The following is a 16643-nucleotide window of genomic DNA, read 5'->3' as shown; positions in this document are numbered from 1 at the left end:
TAAAAGAATTTAGAGGAATAAAAACATGGCAGCAAAAGAAGTTCGTTTTGCAGGTGACGCTCGCACAAAAATGCTTCAGGGCGTAAACGTTTTAGCAGACGCAGTAAAAGTAACACTGGGTCCTAAAGGTCGTAACGTAGTATTAGATAAGTCTTTCGGCGCGCCAACTATCACTAAAGATGGTGTTTCTGTAGCAAAAGAGATCGAGCTTGAAGACAAGTTTGAGAATATGGGCGCACAGATGGTTAAAGAAGTTGCGTCAAAAGCAAATGATGCAGCGGGTGACGGTACAACAACCGCGACAGTATTGGCGCAATCAATCGTAAACGAAGGCCTTAAGTCTGTTGCAGCTGGCATGAACCCAATGGACCTTAAGCGTGGTATCGACAAAGCAGTTGTTGCTGCGGTTGAAGAACTAAAAGCGCTTTCTGCTCCATGTGCTGATACTAAAGCAATTGCACAGGTAGGTACTATCTCTGCAAACTCTGACAAAGAAATTGGTGACATCATTGCTGAAGCAATGGAAAAAGTAGGTCGTGAGTCTGGTGTTATCACGGTTGAAGAAGGTCAATCTCTAGAGAATGAATTAGATGTTGTAGAAGGTATGCAGTTTGACCGTGGTTACCTATCTCCATACTTCATCAACAACGCTGAAAAAGGCCAAGTTGAACTAGACAACCCACACATTCTATTAGTAGACAAGAAAGTATCTAACATCCGTGAACTTCTTCCTACACTAGAGGGCGTTGCTAAGACAAGCAAGCCACTACTTATCATTGCAGAAGACCTTGAAGGTGAAGCACTTGCAACTCTTGTTGTAAACAACATGCGTGGTATCGTTAAAGTAGCAGCGGTTAAAGCGCCAGGTTTTGGTGACCGCCGTAAAGCAATGCTACAGGATATTGCTATCCTAACGGGTGGTACTGTGATTTCTGAAGAAATCGGTCTAGAGCTTGAGAAAGCAACATTAGAAGATCTAGGTACTGCTAAGCGCGTTGTTATCACTAAAGACGATACAACTATCATCGACGGTGTTGGTGAGCAAGCTGCTATCGACGGTCGCGTTTCACAAATCAAAGCACAGATCGAAGAAGCAACGTCTGACTACGACAAAGAAAAACTACAAGAGCGCATGGCAAAACTTGCCGGCGGTGTTGCAGTAATCAAAGTTGGCGCAGCAACTGAAGTTGAAATGAAAGAGAAAAAAGACCGTGTTGAAGATGCATTACATGCAACTCGCGCAGCGGTTGAAGAAGGTGTTGTACCAGGTGGTGGTGTTGCACTAGTACGTGTTGCAAGCAAGATCGCAGGTCTTGAGGGTGACAATGAAGACCAAAACCACGGTGTTAAAGTTGCACTACGTGCGATGGAAGCGCCACTTCGTCAAATCGTTTCTAATGCAGGTGACGAAGCATCAGTTGTTGTTAACGCGGTTAAAGCGGGCGAAGGTAACTACGGTTATAACGCTGCGAACGGCCAGTACGACGACATGATCGAAATGGGTATTCTTGACCCAACTAAAGTAACGCGTTCTGCACTACAGTTTGCAGCATCAGTTGCTGGTCTGATGATCACAACAGAAGCAATGGTTGCTGAAATTCCAAAGGATGAGCCGGCTGCTGCACCTGATATGGGTGGCATGGGCGGTATGGGCGGCATGGGCGGCATGATGTAATAAACATCAGCCTAAATCGCTTTTTAGAAAAACCCTAGCATCTTGATGTTAGGGTTTTTTGTTGCCTGCTTTTGAGTGTCCATATTAAAGTAGTGGCTTCCCTTTTAGAAAGGTGTTTAAAAGGTATGCAAGAGAGAGAGCCCAATTTGATTGCCACCTGCCTTGTCTTTTTTCATATATCAAATCCTCCTAGAGGGGCGTTGCTCAAAAAAACGCCTAAGTTATTTTTGGTTAATAATTGTTTAATTTGTTATTGATGAAGTGAGCTTATAAAATAAATGGCCTGTTAATCTTTACTCGCAAAAATGATTTTTTTTGGCATGGAGATTTCAGCAGAGGTGTCTTTTTAATGATTAATGGCACTGAATGAAACGCTCATTATTTTGATAATCAATAAAATAATATTTAATAAGGAAATAACGATGAAACGCATTATCAGCTTACTACTTACCGGCTTACCCTTGGTGTTTGCCAACAATGCAATTGCCAATGTGAGCTCAGAAGCTTTGCAGGCTCATTGGTCCGGTTCTATTATTCCGGGTTCTGCACGTGATGTATCATTGAATGCACATCATGGTGCACTCGTTGGTGGTATGTCTATTAGAGCTGGGGTGGTTGATTTTGGCTTTAATTTTGATGGCAATGATTCACATATTAAAGTAGCGGATAGCGATGCATGGGCATTTGCAGATAAAGACTTCACAATCAGTTTTTGGATTAAACCGCGTGCCTATGATTCGTCGTACACTCGGGTTATGAGTCATTGGCAGTGGGGTGGCGGTTCCAATAGAGCTTGGGAAATGTACATTCATGGCGGTAAATTAACTTTTGATGCCGCTGGGGCATTCAGTCTCAAAACGTCTAGTACGCTGAGCACAGATCAGTGGCATCACGTCACTGTATCACGTAGTAATGGTGTGGCAAAAGTGTATGTTAATGGCTTAGTCGAAGACACTAATGTAAACGCCAGCGCAACACTAAACAACTCCAGTACATATATGTTAATTGGTGCTGTAATTGGCACAGATGGCGTAAACGCGCATTCGGGTGATACATTGAATGGCGAAATGGACGAGATCAGAGTATACCATCGCGCGTTGTCAGACAGTGAAGTAGACAAACTTGCTAATCCATACCCACCAAGTTCATGGCAGCCTGAACCTAATACAACCTCTCAATTTTATCCAGCAGCAACAAACTGTAATATGGAAGACTTTGTGCTGACACCTAAAGCACATGCTTACAGGGGCAGCTACGAAGTATCTCAAGGGAAAATTATGACATGTAACTTGCCAATTAATCCGGGTAAGTTTATTGAACGTGTTGTTTTCGACCATCGAGTGCACGAGATGGCGAGTAAATCTTGTCGCATTGGTGTGATTAACGCGGCATATGGCAGTACGGCAACCAATACCAACCCAATGACATTATCTACCGATGGCATGATAGATGTATGGGTTTATGAAGATTTAGGGGCTTGGGATGCTTACAGTAATGGACATCCACATAACACTATCGTTGTAACGTGTGACCATGAGACATTCACTGGTGAGTCATGGGTAAGATATGGTGTCATTCGAGTAGATTATGCGGCTCAATAACCAGCTAGTGCTGCGGGATTTAATCTGCGGCTTAAGCTAATCACCAAACAAGCCCAAGCAATTGCTTGGGCTTGTTTGATTTTGGAGTTTATTTTGATACGCGGTTAATTTTTTAACACCAATTCGGCAAGTTCTTTTTTGGCTTCAATGCGCAGAGAAATAAATGCCTGATCTCCACGCACATCACTCAAGTAATCAATGTTTCTAGGCATGTCTCCAAGGACTTTAAACTGCTGTGTTTCAAGCGAATAGCGCCACAGCTGAAAACGTTCGTTAATACCATAAATGACGTCATTGTCGACGATGAATTGTAGGTTGCTGCCCTGCTCGTTGAGCGTTTCTATGAGGGTGTCTTCTAAGGTATTGGAGCGCCAAAACCTGTCCAGTCCATCCGTATAAATGAGCCCACCTTTACTGTCTTTTTGAGCCCAGTTTGCTGGTCGGTTGGTTAATATTGTATGACTTAGTTGGGATAAATTCAGTTCGGCGAATTTTACGATGCCATTGATACGTATATTTGCCAAGGCGGTTTGGGCTTGGCTATCCCAATGGAATAACTGTTCAATTGGGTAATTAAATGAGAATGTTTGGCTTTCACCTGCCAGCGTTAGTTGCTGTAGCTCTTTTGATACATTGACCAACAGGCTTTGTCCATCGTTGGCCCAGCGCATCCCATAAATAAAGGAATCTAGTGGAAAATTAGAAAGTTGTCTGACTCTGCTATTCTCTTTTATCCATACTTGCTGAATACCTGAGCGGAAGGTATAGAATGCCAATAAGCTACCATTTGGTTGAAAGGTCGCTCCGCCCTCAGAGGTAATTGAACGCTCCTCAATGGTATATACCTGCTGATGTTTATCTCTTAGTTGTTCTTCATAATGTGCTGCTAGTTCAGATATAGAAAAGCTTGCCATGTCTCTATCATAAAAGCCTTTAATTACTAACAATCGAGAGCCATCTGGGTGAAATCGTGGCGAGCCCATTGGCACATCAACCGGAAGGTCTATATTGTCAATTTTCCCATCGTATGTCAGGGTAAACAGTTGTCGCCCAGTACTGAACATCAGCCTATTTTTAAAAGGTGAAAAGTTAGGGTAAATAAAGCGGTGTTGTGCAATTTCAGGCGGTCGTTCTATTTGGTTTTGTGCTATCACCGTGCCGTCTGGCTTGAGCATGGTTAGGTTATAAGCCCCTTCACTGCTGACACTTGTGAGTGCGATTAGATCATTTTTGAGAGAGTAATCATAATCTATAACACTTCCCTCGGTTGGTGCATATATGTCGCGACTTTGTTGGTCATCTAACGAATAACTAATGAGCTTCCAACGTTGTTCACTTTGCTGTAGGAGCGCGATTTGATTGCCCTGCATCCAAATAGGGGTACTAATGCGCGTATTTTTACATTCCATCAAAGTAGATGGCGATTGTGCACTGTGTAGGGACTTAGTGAAATCAAGCCCCAACAATTTATAGCACTGTTTTTGTGTTATTGGCTGCCTGCAGTCTTGTTCTTGAATGAAGTAGAGGGTTTTCCCATCTCCTGAAAAAGTATGTGAACCATGAGAGTTAAGTTCTTGTGTAAGCTGAAACTCTTCTTGTGTTTTAGTGCTCTTTGCCCAGATGTTGTTGATGCAAAACCGCTCTTCATAACGATGAAACACAACATACTCCCCATCAGGAGAATAAATTCCAGCATTTTCTCTATGATCTGTGGCTGTTAGTGCATTTAGTTTAGCTATTTCTAGTTTTGTAGGCGGGCGTTCTGACAATAAAAACAAACCTAATGCGGTCAGTATAATGCTGCCAATCACTGCGAAAGTACGTTTGTGAATGGGGCTTTTATTCGGTGCTAAGGTAGTTGGTATGGGTTTAGCCGGCTGGGCGATTGGTATATCCGCTTTTGGAGGAGCATCTGTTTCATCTTCCTCATGCCATCTCACTTCACTTTCTAAACTATAGCCTTGCTTGGCATGTGTCTTAATGATGACCTGAACTTTTCCGTCGTCACCTAGCGCTTTTCGCAGTTGAGCAATACTGCGCTGCAAGGTATTTGGTGAAACAACAGTATTGGACCAGACGATATCTAACAGCATATCTTGGCTTACGACCTTGCCTTGATTTTTAGCTAGGACTGTAAGTACTGAAATGGCTTTTGGAGCAAGCGTTTGGGTCTGCTCTTGGTGTGTAATTTGATTGCGGGATATATCAACAAAAAAATTTCCAACCCAGTATTGTTGCGTCATATTCCCTCTTACTCAGTGTCAACTTAGTGGATAAATGCGCTCAAAAGTGAGCAATTTGAGATTATCACACTCTTTTAGATAACAAAATTTTAATTGTAATGTGATGAATTAATTGCTTTTTTATGAAATCAGGGCAAATCATTTAAACATCAGAGCAACGTCATGTCAGGCTGGCTTCTCATCGCTAATGTTATTCAGAGGTGATTTGAAACAACACAAATCAGTTCTTTTATTAATTGAGGAATAACAATGAATAAATATATTGTAATTACAGTTATGGCGCTCTTATGCGCTTTTAAGCTTCATGCGAAAACCCTAGAGGCCTATTCAATGCCCAGAACAGAGGTAGTACCCATTACAAGCTCTGTGAATGGCGGTCAGTATGAGTTACTGGTAAAACTGCCACAAGGGTATAACGATAACCCCAAGCAGCACTATCCAGTGATTTATTATACTGATGCCGTTTGGCAGATTGATTTATTATCGGCAGCAACCACGTTTCTAATGGAAGACGTCATTTTGGTCGGGATTTCTTGGCAAAAAGATATCGACGAAAAAATGCTAAAAGCATCAGGGCAGCATGTGAGTCGTTTTCGTGATTATACTGTGACGCCATCAAAAGACGCAAAGCGTCAAGCTAAGTATCAATTTGGCAAAGCAGATGAGCATTTGGCGTTTATTCGCAAAGATGTGTTTAAGCTAGTGGAGGCACATTATCGCACCCTACCACAGCAACGAGCGTACTTTGGTTACTCTCTCGGTGGGCAATTTGGTTTGTATGCCTTGCTACAGCAGCCTGACACTTTCAAAAATTATATTTTAGGGAGCCCATCAATTGGTGGCAGTGTTGATTATTTGAGTGGGCTTTTAGATAAGAAGGAGCCCATCAATGCGAATGTATTTATCTCATATGGCGACAACGAAGCCCGCTTAAGTAAACATGTAGACTCATTTTTGAAAAAGCTTAAATCACTTCAAATAAGTCATATAGCGCTCACTCATGAAGTTATGAAGGGAGATCATTCTCAAGCTGTGCCAATGACTGCTGCTCGCGGCGTCGCTTGGCTATCACAGCTATAAACGCTGACAATTTAAGGAAAGTGTGATGTTAATTTCTATTAATTATGTTTTGAGAAGTATCATATTGCTCATAGGCAGCATGGCTTTTTGTGTACATGCGAGTTCTAGATTAGTTGTAGACTCTGACAATGCTCCCCGTGCGTCAGAGGTTGAAAAAACGATGCCATTTAGGGAGCTTCCTTATTTGAAAAAGCCATTTATCGATTTATCGCCCGAAAGCAAAAACGATTTCATCGCTATTGGTGAATTCAGTAAAAGTGGTGGTGATCTCAAGAAGCTAGATAAATTGGTGAAAGGGTTGGCAAAGCAAGCACTGGGTCGTTACGACAGTATGTTGATTGCCCACCAAGGTAAGCTGGTGTTTGAATCATATTATTTGCGAGGGCGAGCAGATCTTCCTCACAGCCAAGCGTCGACAACGAAAGCCTATCTGAGCTATGCAATTGGTCGTGCTATACAGCTAGGTTACTTGAGTATGGCGGATTTAAATAAACCCATTGTGCGCTTCTTAAAGGAACTGAACCCAAAAAAGTTTGCGCTTGGTGCCGCTGATATTACATTGCATCAAGCGATGACAATGCGTTCAGGTTTGCGCATTAGCAAGGCGCAGATGACTGCGTTAAAAAGCAACCCGAACAAATTGCAAGGGCAAAAGCAAGTTCAAGCTTTTTTTGAAACGACAGCACCGATTACCAATCAACAGCGAACATTTCATTATCAAAGTTTAGATCCCATCTTGGTGATGCAGGTGCTGAATGCGGTTGTCCCTGGTGGCGCTCGCGCATTTATTGAATCAGAATTACTGCATAAACTAGGTATTGTGAATTTTGACTGGCGAGATGATATCAGCGGGCTACCGATGGGGGCGTATGCGTCAAGCATGCTTTCTCGCGATATGTTGAAGTTTGCTTTACTAACAGTGAATAAGGGAAAGTGGCAAGGAGTGCAATTGATCCCTGAAGCATTTGTCGAAAAAGCCACTCAAAAAATAGTGACGCAAAAAGATAGGGATATTTTCTTTACAGGGGACACTGTTCTAAATGCCAGTTATGGATACTACTGGTGGCAAGCGGATATGAAACTAGGAAGTAAGCACTATTCGACTCGCTCCGCTCAAGGTGGTGGAGGCCAATATATTGTACTGATTGATGAGCTTGATTTAATTGTTGTCACGACAGCGCATGAAAGAAATGATCAAACGATGCAAGTCATTGCTGAGACCGTACTGCCCATATTTAGCATGTAACAACCGTACTCAAGTACATTTTGAGCTTGGCATTTAGTCGCGTTATTAAAAAGTACCTGATGCCTTAATTTGATAGTGCTTAACGGTACAAGTTCACGCGTTAGCAAGCCATATAGGAAGTAAACGATGCGCAGAGGCGCTGTAGACTTTTTGCAGAGCCTCTTGTTGCAACGCGATGACATGAATTACAACAGGTATCGCAAAATGCATGAACAAACATATGCTTTTCGGTGTTAAAGCACATTGTTAATAAAATGTTTTTTGTTTGCGTTTTTGCATGGACATTATCCAATTCTCATTTTAAAAGTTACTAAACTTTCTAAACCCATGGTTGAAGTAAATACTTTAAATTAATCAATACTGTAATCACCTCACTAAGCCATAACTTTACTCCGCATGCCTAAAGTAGAGCGCGCTAGACTCAACTATAGGAACGGAACATTTTACCTAAATAAAACGCCATATTTACAGACAGAAAACTTGCAAGCTGGTTGTTTTTTGACTAGTTGTTAAGGGAGTCATGCGGTAATGGCAATAAATTATGCCTTTTGACAGTCACCCAATAATAAAAATCCTTTGAGCACAGCTTGATAGGAAAGCGGAGACGCCACATGCATCTTTCTAAATTACAAGTTTTTGTTTATTCATTGTTTTTCAGCGCGAACACAGTAGCCAGTGATTACAACTTGCGTCAGGGTGTGACTGATGTGAGTCATGAAGTGTATGAACTGCATATGACCATATTTCTGATTTGTTGTGTCATAGGGGTCATTGTCTTTTCGGTGATGTTTTGGGCACTCATACATCACCGAAAATCTAAAGGGGTCGAACCCGCTCAATTTCATGAAAGCACCAAAGTGGAAATATTTTGGACTGCAGTGCCATTCCTCATTTTGGTCGTCATGGCTATTCCAGCGACTAAAACTCTGATTGCAATGGAAGACACCAGTAAATCCGACTTGACCATTAAAGTAACCGGCTCGCAATGGAAATGGCACTATGAGTACATGGGCCATGACGTTGACTTTTTCTCTGTACTTTCAACTCCCAGAGAGCAAATTGAAAATCTTGAAGCGAAGCAAGAACATTACTTATTGGAAGTCGATAAGCCGTTAGTTATTCCCACAGATCGCAAAGTTCGCTTTTTACTGACGTCCGACGATGTAATTCACTCTTGGTGGGTACCGGATTTTGCAGTGAAAAAAGATGCGAACCCAGGCTTCATAAATGAAGCTTGGACACGCGTTAACGAAGAGGGCATTTATCGGGGGCAATGTGCCGAATTATGCGGTAAAGATCACGGGTTTATGCCAGTGGTTGTTGATGCACGCAAACCTGAGGCGTTTGAACTTTGGCTGGCCGAAGCGCAGCAGGCCAAACAGCAAGCAGCGGCTGCTGAAGCTGCGTCTGCGAGTGCGACCTTGTCGAAAGATGAATTAATGGCGGAGGGTGAACGGGTGTATATGGCCTATTGCGCTGCGTGTCATCAGCCGACGGGCATGGGGTTACCGGGTGTCTTTCCTGCGATGAAAGGGAGCCCTGTTGTCAATGGTGAGGTCAGTGCCCACATTGATATTTTAGTGAACGGCCGACCAGGTACAGCCATGCAAGCATTTGGTAAGCAGCTTACGCTAACAGAAATCGCTGGTGTTATTACGTATAAGAGAAATAGCTGGGGAAATGATACTGGGGAAGTCATTCAACCAGGACAAATTCAAGCCTTTATCGATGCGACTAAGGAGAAAGAGTAATGTCTATTGCCGCAGAAGAACAACAAGCATCGCACGAACATTCTCACGGCGCTCCTTCGGGTTTAAAGCGTTGGCTATATACCACAAACCACAAAGATATCGGGTCACTGTATCTATTGTTCTCATTGTTGATGTTCCTAACCGGCGGAGCAATGGCAATGGTGATTCGTGCTGAGTTATTTCAGCCCGGCATGCAATTGGTCGACCCGCACTTCTTCAATCAGATGACAACCGTTCACGGCCTCGTGATGGTATTTGGGGCCGTAATGCCAGCATTTACTGGTCTGGCAAACTGGATGATCCCAATGATGATTGGAGCGCCTGATATGGCGCTGCCTAGAATGAACAACTGGAGCTTTTGGATTCTACCATTTGCTTTCGCTATTTTATTGATGTCTTTATTTATGGAAGGGGGCGGGCCTGCATTTGGATGGACATTCTATGCTCCGCTTTCGACAACTTACAGCAACGACAATACCGCACTTTTTGTATTTGCCGTACATATTATGGGTATTAGTTCCATTATGGGGGCGATTAATGTCATCGTGACCATAGTAAATATGCGTGCGCCAGGTATGACCTGGATGAAATTACCGCTCTTTGTGTGGACATGGCTAATCACAGCATTTTTATTGATCGCGGTTATGCCCGTACTGGCTGGTGCAGTGACCATGGTTTTAACCGACAAATATTTCGGCACCAGCTTTTTTGACGCCGCGGGTGGTGGCGACCCCGTGATGTTTCAGCACATTTTCTGGTTTTTTGGTCACCCTGAAGTGTACATCATGATTCTTCCTGCATTTGGCATTATCTCGACGATTGTTCCAACTTTCTCTCGTAAAAAGCTATTTGGCTATGCGTCTATGGTTTACGCTACGTCGTCAATTGCGTTGCTTTCATTCGTTGTCTGGGCACACCATATGTTTACCACTGGGATGCCGCTGGCGGGAGAGCTGTTTTTTATGTATGCCACGATGCTTATTTCAGTTCCTACTGGGGTAAAGGTTTTCAACTGGGTTGCGACAATGTGGCGAGGCGCCATCAGTTTTGAAATTCCTATGATGTTTGCTATCGCATTTATTGTTCTATTCACTTTAGGTGGTTTTTCAGGATTAATGTTGGCAATTACGCCCGCTGATTTTCAATATCACGATACTTATTTTGTTGTCGCTCATTTTCACTATGTGCTGGTGACCGGTGCGGTGTTTTCCATTATGGCAGCTGCTTATTATTGGTTGCCAAAATGGACGGGTAATATGTACAGCGAAACGTTAGCGCAGTGGCACTTTTGGATGTCACTCATTAGTGTAAACGTGCTGTTCTTTCCTATGCACTTTGTTGGCTTAGCTGGGATGCCAAGGCGTATTCCAGATTATGCACTGCAGTTTGCGGATTTTAACGCCATCATAAGCGTTGGTGGATTCGTGTTTGGACTGTCTCAACTTCTATTCGTGGCGGTTGTATTCAAATGTATTCGTGGTGGCGAGTCGGTGCCCAATAAAGTGTGGGATGGCGCTGAAGGTTTAGAGTGGGAGGTTGCTTCACCTGCGCCTTATCACACATTTTCTAAGCCGCCTAAGGTAGACTAATGCATACTCCATTAATTAAAAAACTTATCTTAGCGGTACTTGGTATGTTCGCCTTTGCGTTTGCTTTGGTGCCGTTGTATGACGTGTTTTGCGATATCACAGGGCTAAACGGTAAAGTCGATTTGGTCGTTGCTGAGCAAAGTGAAAAAGTCGATGAGTCTAGAGTCGTTGATGTAAGTTTTACAACACACGCAAAGAGTAGCGCACCATTTAGCGTTGAAGCTCAGCAGTACTCTGTCACTGTGCAACCCGGTAAGTTATCAGAAGTAGAATTTGTCGCCCGTAACCTAAGTGATAGCGCTAGAATAATGCAAGCTATTCCCTCTGTTTCTCCTGGTCAAGCGGCAAAGTATTTACATAAATTAGCTTGTTTCTGCTTCGATCAACAAAGCTTACAAGCGAATCAAACGATGAAGTTTACATTGCGTTTCTATGTCGATACAGAATTGCCGACGGACGTACAAGAGCTAACGTTGTCTTACACTTTGTATGACATTACAGACAGTACGACCACTTCCAATCTAAAGCAAAAAAATACACCTGTTCAGCTTGCGAGCTTGGCTGAACACGTTTACCTGCGAGGTCACGAAAATGGATAAGAGTTATCAAACTTATTATGTGCCAGAGCAAAGCCCATGGCCAATTGTAGGGGCCATCGCAATGTTTCTTATTGCGGTGGGGGCAGGTCTTACGGTTATGCAGCTAAACAGTGATGCCAGTTACGGTGCTTGGGTATTGTTTGCCGGTATTGGGGTACTCATCGCTATGATTGTGGGGTGGTTTCGGCACGTAATTGATGAGTCTATGAGTGGCTTGTACTCTGAACAAATGGACCGTTCATTTAGGCAGGGCATGGGGTGGTTTATTTTTTCCGAAGTGATGTTTTTTGCAGCATTCTTTGGTGCGCTGTTTTATGTTCGAATGTTTGCGGTACCTTGGCTTGGCGGTAGCAGTAACAATTTGATGACAAATGAAGTTTTGTGGCCTAGCTTTGAGGCTGTATGGCCTCTGTTAGTTACGCCCAATGGGGATATGACGCAAGCCATGCCTTGGCACGGTCTACCGCTGATAAATACCATCATCTTACTTACTTCTTCTGTCACCTTACACTTTGCACACACTGCTATTGAGCGAGATGAACGCACTAAGCTCACGGTATTTTTGGGTGTAACAATTTTACTAGGATTCATCTTTCTTGGCTTGCAGGTTGAAGAGTATATCCATGCTTATCAGGAGCTCGGGCTCAAGCTCAGCTCAGGAATTTATGGCAACACATTTTTTATGCTCACAGGCTTCCATGGCATGCATGTGACGCTTGGCGCGATAATTTTATTGGTGGTGTGGTTGCGAATTATTAAAGGTCACCTCGATTCTAATCAACACTTTGCTTTTCAGGCTGCCGCTTGGTATTGGCATTTTGTGGATGTGGTTTGGTTGTGCTTATTTGTGTTTGTGTACGTATTGTAGAGGGGTCAAAGCGGTTGGGTTTAATGAGTCCAAAGTGACTTGAAAGTGAGATGAATAAAACAACTGCTAGAGAAAAGAGAACACGTTTGCCCAGCATTTTCGACATGTTTTTAGAGGTTTCTTGGCCTTTAAGCATTGCGAAAAGTGCTCTGAATAAGTGGTAGAGAATAATAAGAAGTAGTGCAGTAATAATCCATTTTATTAGCATGAGGGTTCTGTCATCCGCCTATTTAAAAAAAAGACTAGTACAGTTCTGGCTATTTTGGCAGTGACAATTGTTGTTTCGGTGTGTTTTAGGTTGGCGTTTTGGCAATGGCAGCGCGCGCAAGAAAAACAAGGTTACTTAACACAAATTGCTATGCGCAGTGATAATAAGCAGTGGTGGGAGGCTGTGTCGGAGCCAGAGTTGTTGCAGGGCGCAACAGCGACAATTAGCGGGCATATTGATACTTCGCAGTGGTGGTTGCTAGATAATCAAATTGTTGAAGGTCAAATTGGCTATGATCTAATTGTACTTTTCTTGCCTCAAGGGCGAACCGAATATCACGCACTTAACTTAGGATTTGTTGCCGGTGATCAAGACCGAAAAAGGCTGCCTTTCGTTGAGTTGCCAACTGACAGAATCTCGGTAGACGTAGAGTTTAAAATCGGTAAATGGTCTGGCTTTACGTTAGCAACAGCACCTAATCAAAGTGCGTATCATGACAATGTATTGCAATATCTAGATCACGCCTTTTTTAGTCTAGATTCAGGGTATCAGATTTCTCCTTTGCTGATGATTGCGAAGCAAGCTGTGTTCTCGGGAGTAAGGCCTCATTATCAAGCTGTTGTAATGAGCCCTGATAAACATCGTGCTTATGCTCTGCAATGGTTACTCATTGGCATTTCCGCGGGGGTGATCGCACTTTTCGCATATAAACATAAAAATCAGGGGGCTAGTCACAATGAATAAAACATTAGGGTTGTTTATAGGATGTTTTTTATTACCTGTAGCAGCTGCAATTGCTGTATTGAAATTTGATTTAGCGCCCACTTCAACGACCAATTATGGACGCTTCTTGGAGCAAGAAGTGGTACTCCCCATCAAGTCCGAAGATAAAATGTGGAGTATTGTTCTTAACTTGCCAGAGCATTGCGAGAAATCTTGCGATGTTCAGCGTAAAAATGCGGAGCAACTCAAAGTTGCGCTAGGTAAACACAGTCAAAAAGTATCCGTTGTTCTCTTTGACGATGAAACCACGTTGTCCGGGCTTCGGAGCAAGCAGTCTAAGCTGGTTCCAGCTGCATTTTACTTAGTTGATAAACATGGTCTTGTTGTCCTTGAGTATCTTTATCAACCTGACCCAGAGTCAAACCGTTTGGTACTTAAAGGGTTACTAAAGGATATGAAAAAGTTGCTCAACTATGCACGTTCAAAATAAGGAGGGGGTATGTCGCAGGTATTTCATCGCGCGATCACATTTGCCTGCATATTGGCGATGTGTGTTGTGGTTCTGGGAGCATATACTCGGTTGAGTAATGCAGGGCTTGGCTGCCCAGATTGGCCGGGTTGCTATGGCTTTTTAACTGTGCCAAACGAATTGCACGAGATAACTGCCGCTCAGATACAGTTTCCAAGCAGCAACCTTGAACCAAGAAAAGCGTGGATTGAAATGATCCATCGCTATTTTGCAGGTGGTTTAGCTCTCGTTGTGTTGTTTATTTTTATTGTTATTGTCCGCTCAAACCAGCGTCAAGCTCCAAAATTACTGGCTGCAAGTTTGTTAGTTATGATTTGCTTTCAAGCGCTCTTGGGCATGTGGACAGTAACGTTAAACTTGCAACCCTTCGTCGTTATGGGGCATCTATTAGGTGGCTTTACTATATTGTCCCTACTCACGTTAATTTACTTAAGAACTGAGCGGAAACATATTGACTATGAAAGTAATGCACGGGTTTGCTTAAAGGCAGGGGTTGCCTGTTTATGTGTGTTGGTTTTTCAAATTGCATTGGGGGGATGGCTTGCAGCAAATTATGCTGCGCCACATTGTACTGGCTTACCACTGTGTTCAAATGGTGAATTGTTCTCGTGGAGCAGCTTATTAAAAATACCTGAATCGGCGAGCACATATGAATATGGAGTGCTGCCCTTTGAAACGCGTTTGTCAATTCATCTGGTACATCGTATTTGGGCTGCGGTTACAGTATTAGCAATAGTGATGCTTGCATTTGCGGTGCATATAAAAATACAGCAGTCGATGATTCGCCGCGCAGCGAATTTGGTATTGTTGTTGGTACTGATGCAAGTGGCTATTGGCGCCATTATTGTACACTTTCAATTCCCTATTCTTTTAACTTTATTTCACAATCTTATGGCAGCGTTGTTGTTATTAGCCTTAGTTCGAGTTTGTTACTTTCTCAGTCGAGCGAAAAAGGTGATGATATGAGTCTACACAGTGAAAAATATCTAACACGCGTCTCAGATTTTCCAAAAAGTGCCGAAGCATACCTTGGTATATGTAAACTTAAAGTAGTGTTGATGTTGGTGCTAACGGCATGGGTTGGGGTCATATTAGCGCCAGAGGTTGGACGCAGTGCAATGGCTCAATTTTTTAGTTTACTTGGCATTGGGCTTGTATCAGCAGCGGCAGCAGCTATTAACCATGTAGTGGACAAAGAGCGAGATAAGAAAATGGCGCGAACGCGCCATAGGCCCTTAGCGCAGCGACAATTAAGTTCGCAGCAAGCATATACCTTTGCTGCATGCATAGGGTTGAGCGGCGTTGGTCTATTGTTAGTATTTAGTAATTGGCTTTGTGCAGTTTTGACAGTCAGCGCACTATTTGGGTATGCGGTAGTATATTCTGTTTTTTTGAAACACATGACACCACAAAATATTGTGATTGGCGGGCTTGCAGGGGCAATGCCTCCTTTACTGGGCTGGGTAAGTGAGTCAGGCACAATGAGCGCAGAGCCATGGTTGTTGGTGATGATTATATTCACATGGACACCGCCACATTTTTGGGCGCTTGCGATAGCTAGAAAAAAAGACTACGAACGAGCTCACATTCCTATGTTACCGGTTACCCATGGTGTGAAGTTTACTAAGTTGTGCATGCTAATTTACGCAGTATTGTTAATGTTAGTGTGTTTATTGCCATTTTTAATCGGTATGTCTGACTGGTTTTATTTGATTATATCCAGTTTGTTAAATGTAGTTTTTGTGCAAAAAATAATCTGTTTATATTTTGAATCAAAGTCAGAGTCTGCAATGCACGTTTTTCGTTTTTCGATTACGTATTTATTGTTACTCTTTGTTGTATTCTTCATCGATAAGCTGGTTTTGTAATGCGTTTGATATTACTGTTTATTCTCGTCGGTATATTATCTGCCTGTACGCATGAGGAGACGGTTTCTGAATTGACAGTCCATTACCCCAAACCGAAAGTACTAAAGCCGTTTGAATTGCTCGACCAGCACAATGAACCTGTTTCCAACAAAGACTTGCTAGGTCGCTGGAATTTACTGTTTCTCGGCTACACCAGCTGTCCTGATATTTGTCCAATGACGCTCTCGAAACTTACCCATATAAATACCAAAATCAGTCAATTGGCTGAGTCTCAAGTATGGTTTGTATCCGTTGATCCAAATCGAGATACCAGCGCAAAACGTCAGGCTTATGTAAGTTACTTTGACAAGAGTTTTATCGCTGCAACCCAGCAACATAAGCAGCTATTTCCGTTTGTCAGAGATATTGGGCTTATTTACGCGATTAATGATGATGGTGGGACTGACTATTACGTAGATCATAGTGCCTCAATCGCATTAATTAATCCATTAGGGCAGTTAGAAGCGATATTTAAACCAGAGTTTAAACAGGGGCAAGTACCGAATATCAACGCAGAAAAAATGGTGCAAGACTTTAGAATAATTTTAGCACAAAGCAAATAATTACACAGAAACGCAAGATCCTATTCTAAATACATAATCTTTTTATTTCTTTTGCCAAGAT

General features: G+C 42.7%; 15 protein-coding genes. 13 read left to right on the top strand and 2 right to left on the bottom strand.

Annotated elements, in window-relative coordinates; translation table 11 throughout:
• The first annotated feature begins 25 nt into the window (after nucleotides 1-25).
• Nucleotides 26-1675 carry a chaperonin GroEL gene (gene groL, locus N480_RS15385; RefSeq protein ID WP_063356331.1) on the top strand — a complete coding sequence of 550 codons (1650 nt, stop codon included), beginning with the start codon at nucleotides 26-28 and terminating at the stop codon, nucleotides 1673-1675.
• 422 nt (nucleotides 1676-2097) lie between these two features.
• Nucleotides 2098-3276 (top strand): LamG domain-containing protein, encoded by a 1179-nt coding sequence (locus tag N480_RS15380; RefSeq protein ID WP_063373364.1) that lies wholly within the window; start codon nucleotides 2098-2100, stop codon nucleotides 3274-3276.
• 104 nt (nucleotides 3277-3380) lie between these two features.
• Here N480_RS15380 and N480_RS15375 read toward each other — a convergent pair whose 3' ends face one another.
• Nucleotides 3381-5519, bottom strand: coding sequence for a winged helix-turn-helix domain-containing protein (locus N480_RS15375; RefSeq protein WP_063373363.1), 2139 nt, complete (start codon nucleotides 5517-5519; stop codon nucleotides 3381-3383).
• A 249-nt stretch (nucleotides 5520-5768) separates the two neighbouring features.
• Between N480_RS15375 and N480_RS15370 the strand changes: the two genes are divergently transcribed.
• The 6 genes from N480_RS15370 to N480_RS15345 all read left to right on the top strand — a co-directional run bounded on the left by N480_RS15370 (nucleotide 5769) and on the right by N480_RS15345 (nucleotide 12652).
• A complete protein-coding gene (locus N480_RS15370; RefSeq protein WP_063373362.1) occupies nucleotides 5769-6599 on the top strand; it encodes an alpha/beta hydrolase in 831 nt (276 codons plus the stop codon).
• A 25-nt stretch (nucleotides 6600-6624) separates the two neighbouring features.
• Nucleotides 6625-7845 (top strand): serine hydrolase domain-containing protein, encoded by a 1221-nt coding sequence (locus tag N480_RS15365; protein WP_063373361.1) that lies wholly within the window; start codon nucleotides 6625-6627, stop codon nucleotides 7843-7845.
• A gap of 611 nt (nucleotides 7846-8456) precedes the next feature.
• Nucleotides 8457-9596: a cytochrome c oxidase subunit II gene (gene coxB, locus N480_RS15360; RefSeq protein WP_063373360.1), complete on the top strand. Its 1140-nt coding sequence runs from the start codon at nucleotides 8457-8459 to the stop codon at nucleotides 9594-9596.
• On the top strand, nucleotides 9596-11185 hold the full coding sequence (gene ctaD, locus N480_RS15355) for a cytochrome c oxidase subunit I (RefSeq protein WP_063373359.1): 1590 nt from the start codon (nucleotides 9596-9598) through the stop codon (nucleotides 11183-11185). The genes coxB and ctaD overlap by 1 nt, the downstream gene beginning before the upstream one ends.
• Complete coding sequence (locus N480_RS15350) at nucleotides 11185-11784, top strand: cytochrome c oxidase assembly protein (RefSeq protein ID WP_063373358.1); 600 nt, start codon at nucleotides 11185-11187, stop codon at nucleotides 11782-11784. The genes ctaD and N480_RS15350 overlap by 1 nt, the downstream gene beginning before the upstream one ends.
• The gene (locus tag N480_RS15345; RefSeq protein ID WP_063373357.1) at nucleotides 11777-12652 is read left to right on the top strand and encodes a cytochrome c oxidase subunit 3; all 876 of its coding nucleotides are present in this window, start codon (nucleotides 11777-11779) and stop codon (nucleotides 12650-12652) included. Before N480_RS15350 ends, N480_RS15345 begins: the two co-directional genes overlap by 8 nt.
• On the opposite strand, the gene N480_RS25030 is transcribed toward N480_RS15345, so the two are convergent.
• Nucleotides 12558-12860 carry a DUF2909 domain-containing protein gene (locus N480_RS25030; protein ID WP_081231894.1) on the bottom strand — a complete coding sequence of 101 codons (303 nt, stop codon included), beginning with the start codon at nucleotides 12858-12860 and terminating at the stop codon, nucleotides 12558-12560. The two genes, N480_RS15345 and N480_RS25030, sit on opposite strands and share 95 nt — an antisense overlap.
• Before the next feature lie 60 nt (nucleotides 12861-12920).
• On the opposite strand from N480_RS25030, the gene N480_RS15340 reads away from it, so the two are divergent.
• The 5 genes from N480_RS15340 to N480_RS15320 are packed head-to-tail and all read left to right on the top strand — an operon-like array spanning nucleotide 12921 to nucleotide 16582.
• Nucleotides 12921-13604 (top strand): SURF1 family protein, encoded by a 684-nt coding sequence (locus tag N480_RS15340; protein WP_196761504.1) that lies wholly within the window; start codon nucleotides 12921-12923, stop codon nucleotides 13602-13604.
• Nucleotides 13597-14073: a hypothetical protein gene (locus N480_RS15335; RefSeq protein ID WP_063373355.1), complete on the top strand. Its 477-nt coding sequence runs from the start codon at nucleotides 13597-13599 to the stop codon at nucleotides 14071-14073. The genes N480_RS15340 and N480_RS15335 overlap by 8 nt, the downstream gene beginning before the upstream one ends.
• 9 nt (nucleotides 14074-14082) lie before the next feature.
• A complete protein-coding gene (locus N480_RS15330; protein WP_063373354.1) occupies nucleotides 14083-15078 on the top strand; it encodes a COX15/CtaA family protein in 996 nt (331 codons plus the stop codon).
• Nucleotides 15075-15980 carry a heme o synthase gene (gene cyoE / locus N480_RS15325; protein WP_063373353.1) on the top strand — a complete coding sequence of 302 codons (906 nt, stop codon included), beginning with the start codon at nucleotides 15075-15077 and terminating at the stop codon, nucleotides 15978-15980. Before N480_RS15330 ends, cyoE begins: the two co-directional genes overlap by 4 nt.
• Nucleotides 15980-16582 (top strand): SCO family protein, encoded by a 603-nt coding sequence (locus tag N480_RS15320; protein WP_063373352.1) that lies wholly within the window; start codon nucleotides 15980-15982, stop codon nucleotides 16580-16582. The genes cyoE and N480_RS15320 overlap by 1 nt, the downstream gene beginning before the upstream one ends.
• Nucleotides 16583-16643 lie beyond the last annotated feature (61 nt).

This window comes from Pseudoalteromonas luteoviolacea S2607 (genome assembly GCF_001625575.1).
Taxonomy (GTDB): Bacteria; Pseudomonadota; Gammaproteobacteria; order Enterobacterales; family Alteromonadaceae; genus Pseudoalteromonas; species Pseudoalteromonas luteoviolacea_E.
Note: the sequence above shows the minus strand (reverse complement) of the source record. Positions and strands in the feature narration are given on the sequence as shown.